Genomic DNA, 14,596 nt, shown 5'->3' with positions numbered 1-14,596 from the left:
GGTTACGCTGCCGTCTGCCGTCTGCCGTCGCCACGCCGCCGTACATACACCGCCAACTTGAAAAGGCCGCGCTCCCCATGCTAAAAATATTTCGCCTGTCTGCCTGGCTACACCGCCATCGCATCCCGTTCCTGCCAAGAATTCTCTACGTGCTCAACCGCATGCTCTTTGCCGTGGTGTTGCCGCCAGGCGTAACAATGGGCAAGGACGTATTGCTGGCATATAGCGGGCTGGGTACCGTTGTGCATGCACGTGCCGTCATTGGCGACCGCGTCAAGATATCGCAGAACGTCACCATCGGTGGGCGCGCTGGATTGCTGAAGGTTCCGGTGATCGAAGATGATGTGGAAATTGGTGCGGGCGCCTGTGTCCTGGGGCCCATTACGATAGGCCGCAGCGCAAAGATAGGCGCCAATGCGGTAGTGCTGCATGACGTGCCAGCCGGTGCCACCGCGGTCGGCATCCCGGCGCGCCCCGTTTTTTAGAACCGCAAGCGAGCTTGCAACACTGCCGGCATGGCGCCGGCAGTGTCATCAAGTTTGCATCAAGGCAAGACGATAGACTGCGTGCCCACGGTGAGTTGTCGTCCTGTCGACGTTTTCGTCAGCTGCGATTTGATTCCCTTGCAACCCACATCGAGCACCACCAGAAACTCGCCTTTCAATGCCGCAGCCGGTTTGACGAAGGCCGCGTGGTCTTCTATCGTACCGACCTTCGGTGGCGGACTCAAACGCTTGGCCAGCGCCGTACCGTCAGTCGATAACGATTGCAGACACAGGCTGCGATCAACGTTGACGATCTTTGCCGCATTGGCAGTGGTAAAGGTAATGGGCGCGGCAGCATGCAGGTTCCATTCGAAAATACGCGGTGTCGCCGAAGCGAGCGTATCAAGCACAACTACCATATCCTGACCGCGCAAATACCAGACCTTGCGTAATGCCGTCGTCAACAATCCGTTGTAAGCGGGCAAGGCATCGCCTTCGGCATAGTCCAGCGTCGGCGACGTGTGGAAGGCAGTAATGCGCCCCTTGCGATCCAGCAACTCCAGCGTGCCGGCGACTGGCTGGCCCAGCCCGCCATCGACCGTCACAGCATTGTGCGCCTTGGTGGTGCGATACCAGCTCATCGCTTGCGGCGATGCAAAATAATCCTGATAACCCGCCTCCGTCAGCAGTTTGCGGCCACCGCTGTTGATCACGATGCTATTTTGGTCACCATGACTATGGTTATAGGAGCCATACGGACTGGACTTGAAGAAAACGGAAGTGCGCGCCCGGTCGGCCATACTGCTATGCATGGCCACCCAGCCGATACTTGGAAACAGCATCGCATTCGGCGGCGGCGCCGGGGCGGTCACTGTTGCCACTGGCAGGGGATACGGCGCCTGCAGCAACGTAATCGGATTTTCCTCTCCCACCGTGTTGTTGACAAACCACGCCGCAGCGGGCGTTTTCTGGCGCGAGATGAACGCTTTCATCAATGCCTGATCAGGCACGCCTTCATGTACGTCGCCAAACACATGGCTAGGGGTGCCAGGCGGAGTGAATTGCATGAAGAAACTGGCAAAGCCCGCTGCCCATGGTTTTTCAAACAGGTTGATGCCGGTTGCCTGGGCCAGTGGCTGCCACACTTGCATCTGCATGTCGATCGTGTACTGCGCATACGCCGTGCCATTGGAATAGCCCCCTTCGGCGCCACTCCAGACATGGATCAAGTGCGCATATGAGCGCACTGCAAAATCGAGCCAGACCTTCGCTTCAGGTGATTCGCCCAGTGCCAGGACAGAAATCAGGCTTAGGTAGCCAAGTGCCTCGATACCGTGCGAGTCCAGCGGTGTCTGGTCAAGCCGGCCATTGCCCACCGCCAGATTATCGTAGATTGGGCGCGCGCGCAGAATCGCCATGTCCATCCAGACCTTGCGCCGTGGCGTATCCAGCTCATTCCAGAGCAAGTCGGCCCCCTTGGCCAGCACCAGCGACATCATGCGCGCCACCTGGTCTTGCGCCGTAAAGCTGGTTGCGCCCTCGGGATCGAGCGAAGCGATCTGGTCGCCTCGCGCAATGGCTTCCTGCAGATACTTCTTGTCGAGGGTGAGTCGATACATGAGCGCCGCAGCTTCCATCTGCCGTATCACGCTCCCCATCGTATTCGACACCAGCACATATTGGGCGGAAATTGCCGCGGCGCCTGCCGTCGATGACAAGGGGGGGAAGTTCGCATTAGATACCGGCGCCAGTGAAATCATACGCGTATTCACTTCGGTAGTGAGCTTGGCAAGGGCACCGCCGCGATCTGCGCGCATTGCAGCGGACCAGTTGCTTGCCAACTGGAAGTTGGTCGCCAGTTGCCGCGGACGTGGGTGAGCAAGTATCGCCGTACCAATATTATTATTCTCGGGCACGACAAATTGTTTGGATGTCGCATCAATCATGAAACCACGCCAATCCGACCATTCGATAACCGAACTCAGAGGGCGCACCCGCCACGCATACTGGCCAGCCTCAAGGGGCTGCGCTAGCAGGATGAAATTGCGGCTGACCGTATAGGAGGTAGTCGTCCCGCCCTTACGTTGGATTTCAACCACATATTGCGCCGGATAAGTCCGATGACGCGCCCATGTGATGGAAGGGGGATTTTGCGGCTGAGTCTGTAATTGATCTGGCGCAGGGCGTACGATGCCTGGCGTGGCCGACATGACCCAGTCTGCACGGCTGGGCAAACAAGTCACCAGCAGGCTGGCCAGCAACAAGCCCGAACTGGTCATTATTCTTGTAGGCATTTGATATCTCCTGATATAGAGGTGAAGGGCATGATAAGCGCCTCCCAGACTGCAGTCAGGCTTGCCGGTGTCAACTCACCAGTGAACATATCGGACTCAAGGGGGAACTTCTTCAATTAAAACAACGGCAACAGGGAAAAACGGCAGCGCCAGAAACACCTGATTAATGTTGCATTCAGCCGCCACTATACACCAAGGAATTGTAAATAACTGTCGCTTAGAGACAACCACCCCACAAAAATCACATATGCGCAAAGCCGCTCAGAATGCGACCTAAGCAACCATTTACGAAAATGAAATGTGAAATATGGATAAATATAGCGCTTTAAGCATGACTAACCAACAAGCGAATAGATATCAAAATATTAATTCCAGTTTCCCGGAAAAGGATTGAAGGAAATCTGCCATTTACGGCGAATAGCAAATTTTGCCAAGGCACGGGATAGCAGCCGCTGCAGGCGCCCATCGGCCCAGGAACCATGTAATCCATAGTGATGTACGCCATAGGTTTCCGCCGTAACGTCCGCATACATGAATTGCCGGGGATTGCGCGCGATATCGGGATCATACGGATTAAACGGATAAAACGACTTGGGCGCCAGAATCCTGCTATGGTCCTCGCCTGCCAAGGCGACCGCGCGTTTGAGGATATGCGGTGAAGTGGCAAACATCTGGCGCCTGCTTAGCTCATCAGCAATAAGACTGCGCGCATGCTGCATCGTCAAATCACCAGCCTGACAGGCGATAAATGCGGTGGCGATAGAACGCTTGCTTTCGCGTGCCAGCAGGCAGTCCACGCCAATTAGTAACTCATCAATCGGACGGATCAATTCGAGATCGGTATCCAGATAAATGCCGCCATGCGCCACCAGTGCGTCAAAACGAACCCAATCGGCGACAAATGCCCATTTTTTTTGCCTGATCGCCGCGCGACAATAGGCATTATCCAAATTGGAATTACTCTCATTCCATAGCTTGATTTCATAATCGGGACAGTATTTTCTCCATGATGCCACGCACCGCTCGTGCAAGCCATTCATCTGTCCATCGCCAAACCAGCAATAATGTATTAGCTTAGGTATCATATTTATTGAGGCATCAAACGCCGTAGTAAGAATATTTTTAATATGGCCACAAGAGAAACATGCACGAGGAATGCGCTGACACTGCCAAGCAGGCCGTAGTGCGAAGTCAGCAGCCATAACATCATCAGGTAAAAGACATTCGACCCTATCGCGATAATAGTCGTCTGCCGCAACTTGCCAAGCGACCAATATAGGGCATGGGTCGTTACAAAGGTTCCCGCCAGCATGGCGCTGGCCAGCACCACGGCAAACTCCCATGGATAACTCTGCAGGCCAGAAAATATCAACGGCATCCATAATTTTTGGCTGGCAAAGCACAGCGCTCCGGCGACCAGCGAAACGCCTGAAAGCACGCGCAGCGTTTTCAGCCAAAGCGTAAAAGCACCGCGCACGTCGCCCGCGTTGACGCGTGAAGCAAATTCGGGAATGGAGGCTGAATAGAACGGGGCACTGGCCATATTCACCAAGGCATAAATCCGCTTCAGGATACTAAATACGCCGAGGTACTCTCCCGACAGCGAAAAACCCAGTATCACGCGGTCCAGCTGAGCCACAGGCAAGTCACAGATCGCCTGGAAAGTACTCCAGCGCCCAGCTCTGACTATGCGCCTCTGATCCACGGTGCTGGCCTCGAGGCTGCCATCGAGTCCCTTCCTGGCTAGGTGAATATATAAGAAGAGGCCCGCACAGCGCAGTGCTTCCGGCACAAAATAGGCCAGCACCAGCATAAATGCGCTTGGCGAAAAATGCGCTGCCAAAAATAGTGACAGCAGGCGTAACAGACTGCTCAGCAAACCAGCCAGCATCAACACCTGATATTTGTTAATCAGGCGAAAATAAGCCGTGGGGGTACCCACAATAGGAAAGATGGCTGCCAAGGCCAGCAATATCAGCTGAGACAAAGAAAAGGTACTTAGCTGGCTTAGCTGAAACAGCTTAAGTATCAGCATCACGGCCATGACCCCGCACACCGCGAGCAGCTCGAAACGCGCACTTTTCCAGACAGCCGCACTGAGTGCCTGCGGCAACAAGCGGCGGCCGGGCAACTCAATCAGCAATCCCTGCCAATACTGAAAATTGCACACGGTGAATACGGCCAGCGCAATTGACTGCACCAACACGAGGTGACCGAATGCGGCGATACCGATGATCTTCAGGCTGAGTGGAATGGCAAGTACGCTGACGCCTGCTGAAGCTATGTTCAGCAGAAACATCATCGAACTGTTTTTAAGCAAATTATTAAAACTGCTGCGCGAATGGCTCATCGTCCCGGCAGTGCCCCGGCACGCGCTGTGCGCGGCTTCTGAAGCGGCTGAACAGCTGCCGCATCCGCATGACGGTAACGGCAGAAATGCACAATGCAGCCCAGGCTGAAAAACATCAGCAATTGCAAGGTGGATTCATCAAGCAAGGCACGGTTGTAGATCACTGTCGTACTGAGCATGATCATTGTGACCGTACTGACATCCACTATCGCCAGCCGTTCCGGATCGGCCCCCGAGAATTTCACGTAACGCAGACCCGCCACGATACCCGTCAGCGGGATGGCAAGGAAGGCCAGCAAGCCGAGGACGCCGACATCCCATAGCAACGCGGAAATGGCCGTGGCGTTGATGGCCAGGCGACGATAACGCACCGCGACAATACCTTGTCCCGTACCTGCATTCGTGGCGCTTGCGCCCGGCCCGTAGCCGACCAGGCGCTCCACCAGGGTCGGCATGGGGTCGCGATACCAAAGATACATGGAGGCGCCGCGCCCCACCTCGCCGGTGGTGTAGTTGACACTGCGCGGATCAAAGAAATATCCGCCCGTCCGGTCGAGCTTTTCTTCCACCGTCTTGCCGCCACCGATCACGTCACCCCAGTACAGTGCCTTGTAGGCACCATATGTGCCCCCCATAAACAGGCCAATAAACAGGCCAAAGGTAACAAAGGCAAAGATGTTTTTCAGCACGCGCTGGCGCAGGATCAAAAAGAGGGCCAAAGGCAGCCAGACAAAAACTGCTTTAACTTCACCCAGGATACTGATTGCCAGAACCACCGCCAGCATGCCAGCCGGCAGCAAAGGCCCGCTCAGGCCGCGCACCCAGCGCGCCACCACATACAGCAGGCCGCTCGTGCTGAACAAGACCAACGTAGCGCTCATGCCCAGTCCGAAAGAGCCAACGACCCCATCCCAACCCAGGCTGCTCATCATGAAGAAATGCTGGTAAATTACAATTGGCAATTGGATCACTGTGATGATGGCGATCAGTTTCCAAAGCGTCTGGAGTCGGTTCAACGGCCATTCAAACCAGTACAGCGCAAACAACACGCCGAACATGGGTACGCAAAAGCGAAAGGCGGAAATCATCTTGGGCAAACTCAGGTGCCCAATGGCCATGCCGAAGAAAAAGAAGGACAAGTAGAGGAATGAGGCAACGATGACGGCGCTGGCGCCGAAAGCGGGCTTCGGCGCCAGTTCACGGCGTCCATTGAAGGAACTCAGCTCAAGAACGGCTCGGGCGAAAAACAGGGCGCCGAGGCCACTGCCTAGCCACGCCGCCAAACGCAGGTTGAACGCATACTGCGCCATGCCCTGCACCAGGAAAGTAAACACAAACAGGACCGGCAGCAAATTTTTCGTGTTGACCACCGCGACTACCGGCACGATCAGCATGATACCGGCAAGAATGAGGGTCAATTGATTCGAACCGAGCGCCACCACAGCACCGAGCAGCAGCGCCAGGAAAGCCACGCCTAGCGCAATCAATACGGTAGAGGCGCCCGGCATGCGCAAGCCCGCGTTTTTGCGGCGGGAGGAATTCGTTTGCGGCACACCTGCCGGGCTCAACTTAGCTCGAAAAAAACTCATCTTGATTCCAATTTGGGTGCAAGCTCGCACCACAATGATAGTTTGGGCTGCAAACCAGGCAACCTCGCCAGGCAAGCGTTAGCTGCCCTGGCCCGAGAAATGACGACGATGCGCCGGTGTCATGGAAGACAGCATCTGATTGACAAAATCCTGGGCTAAAGTAAAGCCATGCTCATTATCCTGCGTAATCGTCGATACGCGCATCAGAGTAGCGTCAGGAATGCGGCCATCCAGCGCATAGGCCAGCTTGACCTTTTTCATCTGCCAGATGTCGTTAACAGCCTTCTCGCCAACCACGACCCAATAAATGATCGGCTCATTGCGATTATTTAAAGCCGCTACCAGACGCGAGGCTGGAATGCTGCCTGCTACCGTATCCAGTGGTTCATGCGTGGTGGGGCCGACCGCGAAGCCCTGACCACCATAACAGCCTTCGGGGAAGTGAATCGACAAATTGTCGCTCTGATCAGTTCCATAGGCAATCGATAGCATGATGCGTTCGCCTTCACGATTGACATAGGTGCGCGTCAGGGTCTGGTTATAAATTTTGTTGATTTCCTCAAGCGCCGTTGGATTGACAACGGCGGAAATCTGCGCACGGTCTTCCTGCCAGTCGCCGAATGCAGCAGGAATCGCCGTTTCCAGCATAATTTTCGGCCGGCTGTCGGCGATGCGGATCGTGGGGGTAGCTCGCTGCCCGAGCCATAATGCGAACAACATGCACAGGCCCAGTATCACGCCGCTGATCCAGGCCTTGCTCCCTTGTGTATGCGTATTCATGGCTGGCCTTCCTGGCTGCGTTTGTTATTGCCGCGGCGCACTATCCATTGCAACAAGGTGTCTAGACTAATAATCAATATCAATGCGCTGATGAAGAGCACCATGCCGGCAAAACCATGCAGGAAACCTTGACCTGCAGCATCACCAAAATAATATGTAATGAGCGTGAGCGTCATGACGCGTATCACATTGGCGGTAAAGGAAATCGGAATGATCAGCGTCGCCAGGACAATATTACGGAACGGCGAAGTATGGCGCACCAGATTCAGGTAGAACAGGCCCAGTGCCTCAAGCGTCAACAATGTCTGCAAACCGGCACAGGCATCGGCAACCAGCAATTGATATTGTCCGATCTGCAGAATCACGCCACTGCGTGCAATGGGATAGCCAGCCCAGAACAACAGGTGTTCCGTGACATAGGAAACGGCGATTTTCATTGGCAGCGTCAATGCCGAGACGATAGCGCTAGGCAATGGGATCATGAAAAACATGAAGAAAAACGGGAACCACACGGCGCGCAGCGACGCCGCGCCAAACTTGAAGCAGACAATCGACATCGTAACGACGACAAAGGAGCCTATCTCAAACGCCAGGATCTGTTGCGAGACGCCGACGACATACAGCAGCAGGCCAAAGATGAACATGAACGAACCCAGCACAGGAGAGCCGCGGGGATCGGCACGTTCCAGAAGCTTGGCACGCTGGTGATACAGCAGCCACACGGACAGCGCCAAAATGATCGGCCCATGCGCCTGGTCTTCTGTCGCCCAAATGCCATGGAAAAGCGAGTAAAAAGATGGCAGGTACAGCGCCAGGAAGCCAATAATGATCGGCAACCATTCCAGAATGATCGCGCGCGACGGCAACTTGTCACGCACCGATGCAGGATGGCTAAGCGCACTCATCAAAAATCTACCAGCACGGAACCAACGACTTCGACGCCACTTTGTACCATTTGCTCCGTCATCGCATGGATATCATGCAATAGCGTGTAATTCTTGCGCGCCACCAGCAGCACGCCTCCAGCCCGGGTTGCCGTGATCAAGGCATCGGAACCAACGGAAAAAGCGGAGGTATCGTAAAGCACGACATCATAGCGGGACTCCAGCTGCGCATTGAGTCCGCTAAACGGCGAACGACTCAGCATCTCCTGCGGGTTTGGAGGAAGCGTGCCGGCTCCCAGTACGGACAGATCGACAAAAGAGTCGATTTTAGTAACGGCCCCCTGATCAGCGCGTCCGGCCAGCATGTCCGACAGCCCCTGCCGGCCTTTCAAATCAAAGATCTCATGCTGACGCGGAGTACGCAGGTTGGCATCCACCAGCAAGGTATGCTCCCCAAGTTGTGAAAATACCACGGCCAGGTTAGCGGCGAACAGGCTCGCACCTTCACCTGGGTTAACCGACATCACGACCAGCGCCTTATGGCCGCGCGCAAACCAGCGCAACATGAGTTGACTGCGCACAGCGCGCAACGTTTCCACTTGGGCACTGAATGGCTGATAGGCCGCCACCAGCTTGTCGGAAAAATCCCCCTGCCCCGCTTGCAGATAAGGGTAGTCAAACTGGCGCGCCAGAACTTGCTGAATATCGGCTTCCGTCACAAGCCCAAGGCGCTGCGCGGCTTCGCCAAAACGAATGCCCAGCTCTTTTTGCATGCGCAATACGCGCTCGGCATTTTCAGGCGAAATCTTGCCCGATTCAAGCAGCAAGCCGCCAATGCTCGAGTCGCCGCCACGCGGCAGGGTTGGGGTGGTCTGAACAGAATGTGGGACTGGATTCATGATGCTTTCCAAGAAAAATTAATTTGCGCGCAAAGAGCGCGGCAACAGCGACCAGAAACGATTCCCCCGTGTGCGGGCTGGCGCATTCCAGGCAATGCTGCCAAGCATGGGCAACTGCAAGGCATCGGAAAGATCATTTTCAGAACGCACGCGGCGATCCAGCATTTCAGCCAGCAAGGCCACACCGATACCGAACATTGTGCCAAGGAACAGGGCTAGTACCGTATTCAACAAGACCTTGGGGCCCGCCGGCTGGCTGGGTGGCACTGCCGGATTCAACAGCGAGATATCAGACTGCTCAGATTGCCCTTCCAGGCGCGTCTGGGACAAGCGCTGCGACGTCGCTTCGAAAGCACGCTGGGCACTTTCCACATCCTTTTGCAAAACGCCCATCTCGTCCCGGGTACGGTTCAATTCCAGCACTTTCGCCTTTTGCGCGGCAAGCGCGGCACGAATGGCACCTTCGCGCTGCGACATGATCTGCGCATTATTGCCGACACTGTTTGACGTGACGCGCAAGCTTTCCTTCAGGTCGCTGCGTAATTTATCGACTTCAGCCTTTGCAGACTGATACTGCGGGTGATTGGTGCCCAGTCGCTGGCCAATCTCGGCAAGCTTGGATTCAGCGCTACCCAGCCCCACCTTCAGGCTTTGGATCAGCGGGTTGGCCGCCACGTCGGGCGATTCGGCAAAGGCACCGCCCTGTGCCATGCGCTGGCGCGACGTCGCTTCCATTGCCAACCCTTGTGCCGCGACCAACTGCGCCGACAGGTCGTTGAGGCGGTTCGACTCGACATCGAGACGGTTATCAAGGCTAACGATGCCATTTTTTTGTTGATACTCGGACAGACGGCTTTGCGCGCTCTCCAGGGCATCGCGCAACAGCTTCGTCTGTTCCGTGAAATACGTCGATGCCTTTCTCATGGGATCGACTTTAAGTTGAATACTGGTCTTTTGATATTCGTCAGCAAAGGCATTGGCTACAGCTGCAACAAATTGCGGATCGCTGCCCTTGAAACTGATGTCGACCACGCTACTTTCGTGCGACGGAACAATTTCCAGCTTGGCCAACAGTAACTCGGCAAGCCAGTCACGCACATTGCCTACGCCCTTCGAGGCCTCATTAAACTGCGCAATCACGGCTGGACTTTCCGCCAGGTGCAATTGATCGACTACACGCAGTGCAACATTCTTGCTGCTGATAATATCAATCTGCGTTGCCATGTAGCCGGGTAACAACTGTCCAGGCATCGCCATCCCGGTAACGGGATCAATACCTTTGTAGTTCATCAATACCGACGCCGATGCCTTGTATGTCTTGGGCAGCAGCGCGCTGACGATAACGGTCGCCCCCACCGTAATCAGCAAGGTAATGATCAATATCCATTTGCGCGCACGCAGGATCAGTAAAAATTGTGAAAAATTCATGGTACAGCTCTCATATCAGAGAAATCGATTCAGACAAATTATCCGGACGTGCGCGACGCAAATTAAAACAGGCTTTCCCTGACATAAACGACGTCGTCCGTTTGCAGAAGATCATCGTGCTTCGCTTCAATCGTTTCCAATTTACCTGCGCCATCGCGACGCTTGATGCGCATGCTGCGCTCCGTGCCACGCTGCGTCAGGCCGCCACCGACAGACAGCGCCTGCAGGACGGTCATTCCCCGTTCGAGGCGGAAGGTCCCAGGTCGCTGTACCTCTCCATAGATATAGAAACGCGGCGTGCGTTCCACGTAAATCACGTCATTGCCAGTCAGATCAACGTCACGGTCCAGTGAACCGGCGCGCACCATTTCGATAATGTCGATCACTTCCTTGCTGGTCTTGCCATCGCGCTTACGGATCAGATTGATGGTATCGCCCGCTTCGGCTGTAAAGCCGCCCGCCATTGCCAGCACATCCATCAGGCTGCGCTTGCCTTCGAGCGGATAGCGTCCAGGGCGATTCACCTGTCCCAGCACGGATACCTGCTGGCTCTGCAACGACGTTACGATGATATTGACCTGTGCCTTGCGCAGAAAACCGCCACCTTCGAGAAGGTTGCCAATTTTCTTTTCTGCAGCGGCAACGGAAAGCCCCCCGATGGGTACGGCGCCAACCAGAGGAAACGTGATCTCACCCGCTTCGCTGACGCGGGTTTCCAGACCAAGGTCCGGGCTACCGTACACGGAGATTTTCAGCACATCGCCTGCACCGAGCAAAACATCGGCGGCACCGGCCACACCAGCGGTCAGCGCAAAAAAGGCTGCCATTATCCACATTGCAAGTCGTTTCATGATTTGCCTGCTTCCATAAAAATTTGCGTTCATCTTATACCTGGCATCACTTCAGCCCGGCTGCTCCACGTTCATTCACGTCGTTCGACACTGCGGCCGGCCCGGCAGGCGCTGACGCCGGCGTCGCCGGCGTAACTGTCGAGGCCGCGTCCTTGCCCGCCGCAGGCTGGTTCAAATATTCGATCTTTGCCGTTGCGCGCAAACGCTTGAGCTCAGCATCGGCCACATCCTTGGTTTTCTTATTAGTAAGAAACTGTTCGATTTGCGGCGCCGCCTGGGCCAAGGTCACAGGGCTATCCTTGATATCGGCCAGCGAAATCAGCAAGGTACGGTCACCTTCGCGAATAATGAATAACTGCCCTTTCGGCATGGCCAGCAACTTCCCGCTCAGCTCTGGCGCCAAGTCGGCGCTCGAACGGGATAGTTGCGTACGACCATACTTCACCTGATGCGTATCGAGCCAGGCTGCCACCTCATCGAGCGACTTGGCCGCGTCCATTGCGGCCTTCAGCGCATCATTCATATCGGCGCTGGCAATAATCAACTCGCGCATATCGAACTGCTTGCGCTGGGTGAAATATTGCGGATTCTTTTCAAAATACGCTTCCACCTCGGCCTTGCCGGGACGGGGCAGCGATCCGATCTTTTTCTGCATATAGGCCTGCGCAATGATCAAGGACTTCGCGCGCTCGACCGCCTGCACGACCTTGGGATCGCGGTCCATTTTCTCCTTGACTGCTTCATTCAACAGCAGTTGGCGATCAATCAACGATTCCAGCAGTTGTTTGCTCGCAGCATCTTGCTGCGCAGCCTGTACATTGGCACGCTGCATCTCTTCATTGAGCTGAAGAACAGTAATTTCCTCGCCATTCACACTTGCCAGTGCCTGCCCGGCCTTCTTTTCCTTGTTGCCACACGCGGCCATACCTACAGCGGTCAGCAAGACCAAGGCCGAACACAGCATACGAGAGTTCAGTCCCGGCACGTGCACACTCCAACGTTGTTTATGCAAGAGGTTCAAAATTACTCCTTTAGTTCAGAAAAGAAATCGCTCACGACAATTTAATGACAAAAAATACAACTATACTATCAAAAAATATTGCCAAAATAGCAGATTTCTCATGGAATTATGGGACTAGACCACACAATTGTCAATATTATAAATATGATACACAATGTACAAGAGCTGCCGGAAACTATTTGCTTAAAAATCCATTAAGCAGATTTAAAAACAACTGTTTCCAAGAAAACTTACAGCCAGACGCCTGTCATTCTTTATCTGCTCAGGCTTAAAAATAGCATTTCTTGTACTTGGTACGAATTTAGTTTTCCTGTAAGAACGCTGTAGCGACGCGTTCCCGTGCAGGATCGGCGAGGATGGGGCCGTAGTCTGAAGCGCAGCATGGACAAACACCGGTGCGTGAGATGGCGAAGCCGTGCGAACCAAGCCGGCGGCCGGTAAGGCAACCGAAGCAATACGCGTCGCCACCTGCCGCTACATGATGCTGTCGCGCCTTTCTGCTATTGTTCTTTGCATTACGCCCGATTCGCCGGTACAGACCATGGGTCCGTACTTCGAATGCTTGCTTCATTTTAACGCGTATTGATCTGACGCAAAACAAATTCCATGCAGTGTTGCTCGGTCCCTTCACTCAATGGGCATTGTCCCGTTTAAGCACAACCTTCACCGTGCGCATGATAATCCACAGATCCAGCCAGAGTGACCAGTTGCGCAGGTAGTCGAGGTCAAAATGAATGCGCGCTTCCATCTTGTCCAGGGTTTCTGTCTCGCCGCGCAAACCATTTACCTGCGCCCATCCAGTGATACCGGGCTTGACCTTGTGACGCAGCATGTAGCCTTTGATCAACTTACGATACTGCTCATTGTGCGCCACAGCATGGGGACGCGGCCCGACTATGCTCATGCGGCCCTGTAGCACATTGATAAATTGCGGCAATTCATCGAGTGAACTGCGGCGCAGGAAACCGCCGATGCGCGTGACGCGCTGGTCGTTTTTCGTGGCCTGCACCACCTTATCGCCATCCTCGCTGACCGTCATCGAGCGGAATTTATACACAATAATTTCCTCGCCATACAAGCCGTAGCGGCGCTGGCGGAAAATCACGGGACCTTTCGAGGTCATCTTCACGGCGATGGCGATGACGAGCATCACTGGCAACAACATGATCTGGATCAGCAGGCCCAGCACGATGTCGCTGCCACGTTTGACCATGCTGTTAAAGCCCGTGAACGGCGACTCGCGGATGGCGATCACCGGCATGCCGCCTACGTTGTCGAAACGCGCCTGCATCAGATCGAAGATATAGATATCCGGCAGGAAATACACGGATGCCGTCGTATCCTGCAATTCATCGAGCATCTTGCGGATGCGCGGCTGGGCTGAAATCGGCTGGCTGATGAATATCATCTTGATATTGTGTTCGCGGACATAGGCGGCAATATCGGCCATCTTCCCCAGCATGGGTTCACGCATTTTCTCTGGCCAGCGGTCATCGGTACGGTCGTCGAAGAACCCCCGCACGTTCATGAAAAGGTTCGGATTGCGCTCCACGGTCTTGGCAAACTTCAGGCTGGCGTCATTGGCCCCGATGATGACGACCGAGCGCACTTCGCTGTCGCGGCCGGGATCGGCCACCATGCGCCGTGCGGCAAGATGACTGAGCAGCAATATGAATGGCGTCAGCAGAAACCAGGCCAGTACCAGCTCGCGGTCGAAATGGAACGCCAGCCCCGTCGCCGAGCCAAGAAAGATCAGAATCAGGGCGGTAATGGTCCAGCTGACAAAGATATCGCGCGCGTAGGCGAGCATGCGGCCACTGCGCCACGTACGGTACGGATCAACATATTGAAACACCGACGATGAAATAAAAAACGCCAGTATCATCAGTACCAGCGAATAACCGGTAAAGGGCGAGCCCGACAAGGCGGACAACAAATACAGCGTGCCCATGATGATCAAAGGATCGAGGATGCGCTGGAAAAACGAAATCAGGGGTATATCATTGACCGTCATA

At 54.8% G+C, this 14,596-nt stretch carries 12 protein-coding genes; 1 reads left to right on the top strand and 11 read right to left on the bottom strand.

Annotated elements, in window-relative coordinates; translation table 11 throughout:
• Positions 1–77 precede the first annotated feature (77 nt).
• The gene (locus tag CSQ95_RS17575) at positions 78–485 is read left to right on the top strand and encodes a serine O-acetyltransferase (RefSeq protein ID WP_099410436.1); all 408 of its coding nucleotides are present in this window, start codon (positions 78–80) and stop codon (positions 483–485) included.
• Between the two features lie 59 nt (positions 486–544).
• On the opposite strand, the gene CSQ95_RS17570 is transcribed toward CSQ95_RS17575, so the two are convergent.
• The 11 genes from CSQ95_RS17570 to CSQ95_RS17520 form a co-directional block, all read right to left on the bottom strand.
• On the bottom strand, positions 545–2,764 hold the full coding sequence (locus CSQ95_RS17570; RefSeq protein ID WP_257218093.1) for a heparinase II/III family protein: 2,220 nt from the start codon (positions 2,762–2,764) through the stop codon (positions 545–547).
• Between the two features lie 380 nt (positions 2,765–3,144).
• Entirely contained in the window at positions 3,145–3,819 is a 675-nt protein-coding gene (locus tag CSQ95_RS17565; RefSeq protein ID WP_218963616.1) for a glycosyltransferase family 32 protein, read from the bottom strand.
• Between the two features lie 47 nt (positions 3,820–3,866).
• Positions 3,867–5,129, bottom strand: a complete 1,263-nt coding sequence (locus CSQ95_RS17560; protein WP_099410434.1) for a lipopolysaccharide biosynthesis protein — start codon at positions 5,127–5,129, stop codon at positions 3,867–3,869.
• The gene (locus CSQ95_RS17555) at positions 5,126–6,718 is read right to left on the bottom strand and encodes a hypothetical protein (protein ID WP_143449996.1); all 1,593 of its coding nucleotides are present in this window, start codon (positions 6,716–6,718) and stop codon (positions 5,126–5,128) included. The genes CSQ95_RS17560 and CSQ95_RS17555 overlap by 4 nt, the downstream gene beginning before the upstream one ends.
• Positions 6,719–6,796: 78 nt before the next feature.
• Positions 6,797–7,498 carry an exosortase-associated protein EpsI, B-type gene (epsI, locus tag CSQ95_RS17550; RefSeq protein WP_099410432.1) on the bottom strand — a complete coding sequence of 234 codons (702 nt, stop codon included), beginning with the start codon at positions 7,496–7,498 and terminating at the stop codon, positions 6,797–6,799.
• Positions 7,495–8,403 carry an exosortase B gene (xrtB, locus tag CSQ95_RS17545; protein WP_099410431.1) on the bottom strand — a complete coding sequence of 303 codons (909 nt, stop codon included), beginning with the start codon at positions 8,401–8,403 and terminating at the stop codon, positions 7,495–7,497. Before xrtB ends, epsI begins: the two co-directional genes overlap by 4 nt.
• Positions 8,403–9,281: a chain length determinant protein tyrosine kinase EpsG gene (gene epsG / locus CSQ95_RS17540; RefSeq protein ID WP_099410430.1), complete on the bottom strand. Its 879-nt coding sequence runs from the start codon at positions 9,279–9,281 to the stop codon at positions 8,403–8,405. Before epsG ends, xrtB begins: the two co-directional genes overlap by 1 nt.
• Before the next feature lie 18 nt (positions 9,282–9,299).
• A complete protein-coding gene (gene epsF / locus CSQ95_RS17535; RefSeq protein WP_099410429.1) occupies positions 9,300–10,709 on the bottom strand; it encodes a chain length determinant protein EpsF in 1,410 nt (469 codons plus the stop codon).
• A gap of 62 nt (positions 10,710–10,771) precedes the next feature.
• Positions 10,772–11,560 carry a polysaccharide export protein EpsE gene (epsE, locus tag CSQ95_RS17530; RefSeq protein WP_180279087.1) on the bottom strand — a complete coding sequence of 263 codons (789 nt, stop codon included), beginning with the start codon at positions 11,558–11,560 and terminating at the stop codon, positions 10,772–10,774.
• Positions 11,561–11,606: 46 nt separating this feature from the next.
• Complete coding sequence (locus CSQ95_RS17525; RefSeq protein WP_373632283.1) at positions 11,607–12,581, bottom strand: EpsD family peptidyl-prolyl cis-trans isomerase; 975 nt, start codon at positions 12,579–12,581, stop codon at positions 11,607–11,609.
• A gap of 631 nt (positions 12,582–13,212) precedes the next feature.
• Entirely contained in the window at positions 13,213–14,595 is a 1,383-nt protein-coding gene (locus tag CSQ95_RS17520; RefSeq protein WP_099410486.1) for an undecaprenyl-phosphate glucose phosphotransferase, read from the bottom strand.
• Position 14,596: the final 1 nt, after the last annotated feature.

It is taken from the genome of Janthinobacterium sp. BJB304 (genome assembly GCF_002735765.1).
Lineage (GTDB): Bacteria > Pseudomonadota > Gammaproteobacteria > Burkholderiales > Burkholderiaceae_D > Janthinobacterium.
The sequence above is the reverse complement of the archived record's forward strand: the minus strand, read 5'-3'. Positions and strand labels throughout refer to the sequence as shown.

Excerpts from the sequence above, each read along its gene's own strand:
- CSQ95_RS17575 (WP_099410436.1), top strand. The coding sequence starts at position 78 with ATGCTAAAAATATTTCGCCTGTCTGCCTGGCTACACCGCCATCGCATC.
- CSQ95_RS17570 (WP_257218093.1), bottom strand. The coding sequence starts at position 2,764 with ATGACCAGTTCGGGCTTGTTGCTGGCCAGCCTGCTGGTGACTTGTTTG.
- CSQ95_RS17565 (WP_218963616.1), bottom strand. The coding sequence starts at position 3,819 with ATGAATGGCTTGCACGAGCGGTGCGTGGCATCATGGAGAAAATACTGT.
- CSQ95_RS17560 (WP_099410434.1), bottom strand. The coding sequence starts at position 5,129 with ATGAGCCATTCGCGCAGCAGTTTTAATAATTTGCTTAAAAACAGTTCG.
- CSQ95_RS17555 (WP_143449996.1), bottom strand. The coding sequence starts at position 6,718 with ATGAGTTTTTTTCGAGCTAAGTTGAGCCCGGCAGGTGTGCCGCAAACG.
- epsI (WP_099410432.1), bottom strand. The coding sequence starts at position 7,498 with ATGAATACGCATACACAAGGGAGCAAGGCCTGGATCAGCGGCGTGATA.
- xrtB (WP_099410431.1), bottom strand. The coding sequence starts at position 8,403 with ATGAGTGCGCTTAGCCATCCTGCATCGGTGCGTGACAAGTTGCCGTCG.
- epsG (WP_099410430.1), bottom strand. The coding sequence starts at position 9,281 with ATGAATCCAGTCCCACATTCTGTTCAGACCACCCCAACCCTGCCGCGT.
- epsF (WP_099410429.1), bottom strand. The coding sequence starts at position 10,709 with ATGAATTTTTCACAATTTTTACTGATCCTGCGTGCGCGCAAATGGATA.
- epsE (WP_180279087.1), bottom strand. The coding sequence starts at position 11,560 with ATGAAACGACTTGCAATGTGGATAATGGCAGCCTTTTTTGCGCTGACC.
- CSQ95_RS17520 (WP_099410486.1), bottom strand. The coding sequence starts at position 14,595 with ATGACGGTCAATGATATACCCCTGATTTCGTTTTTCCAGCGCATCCTC.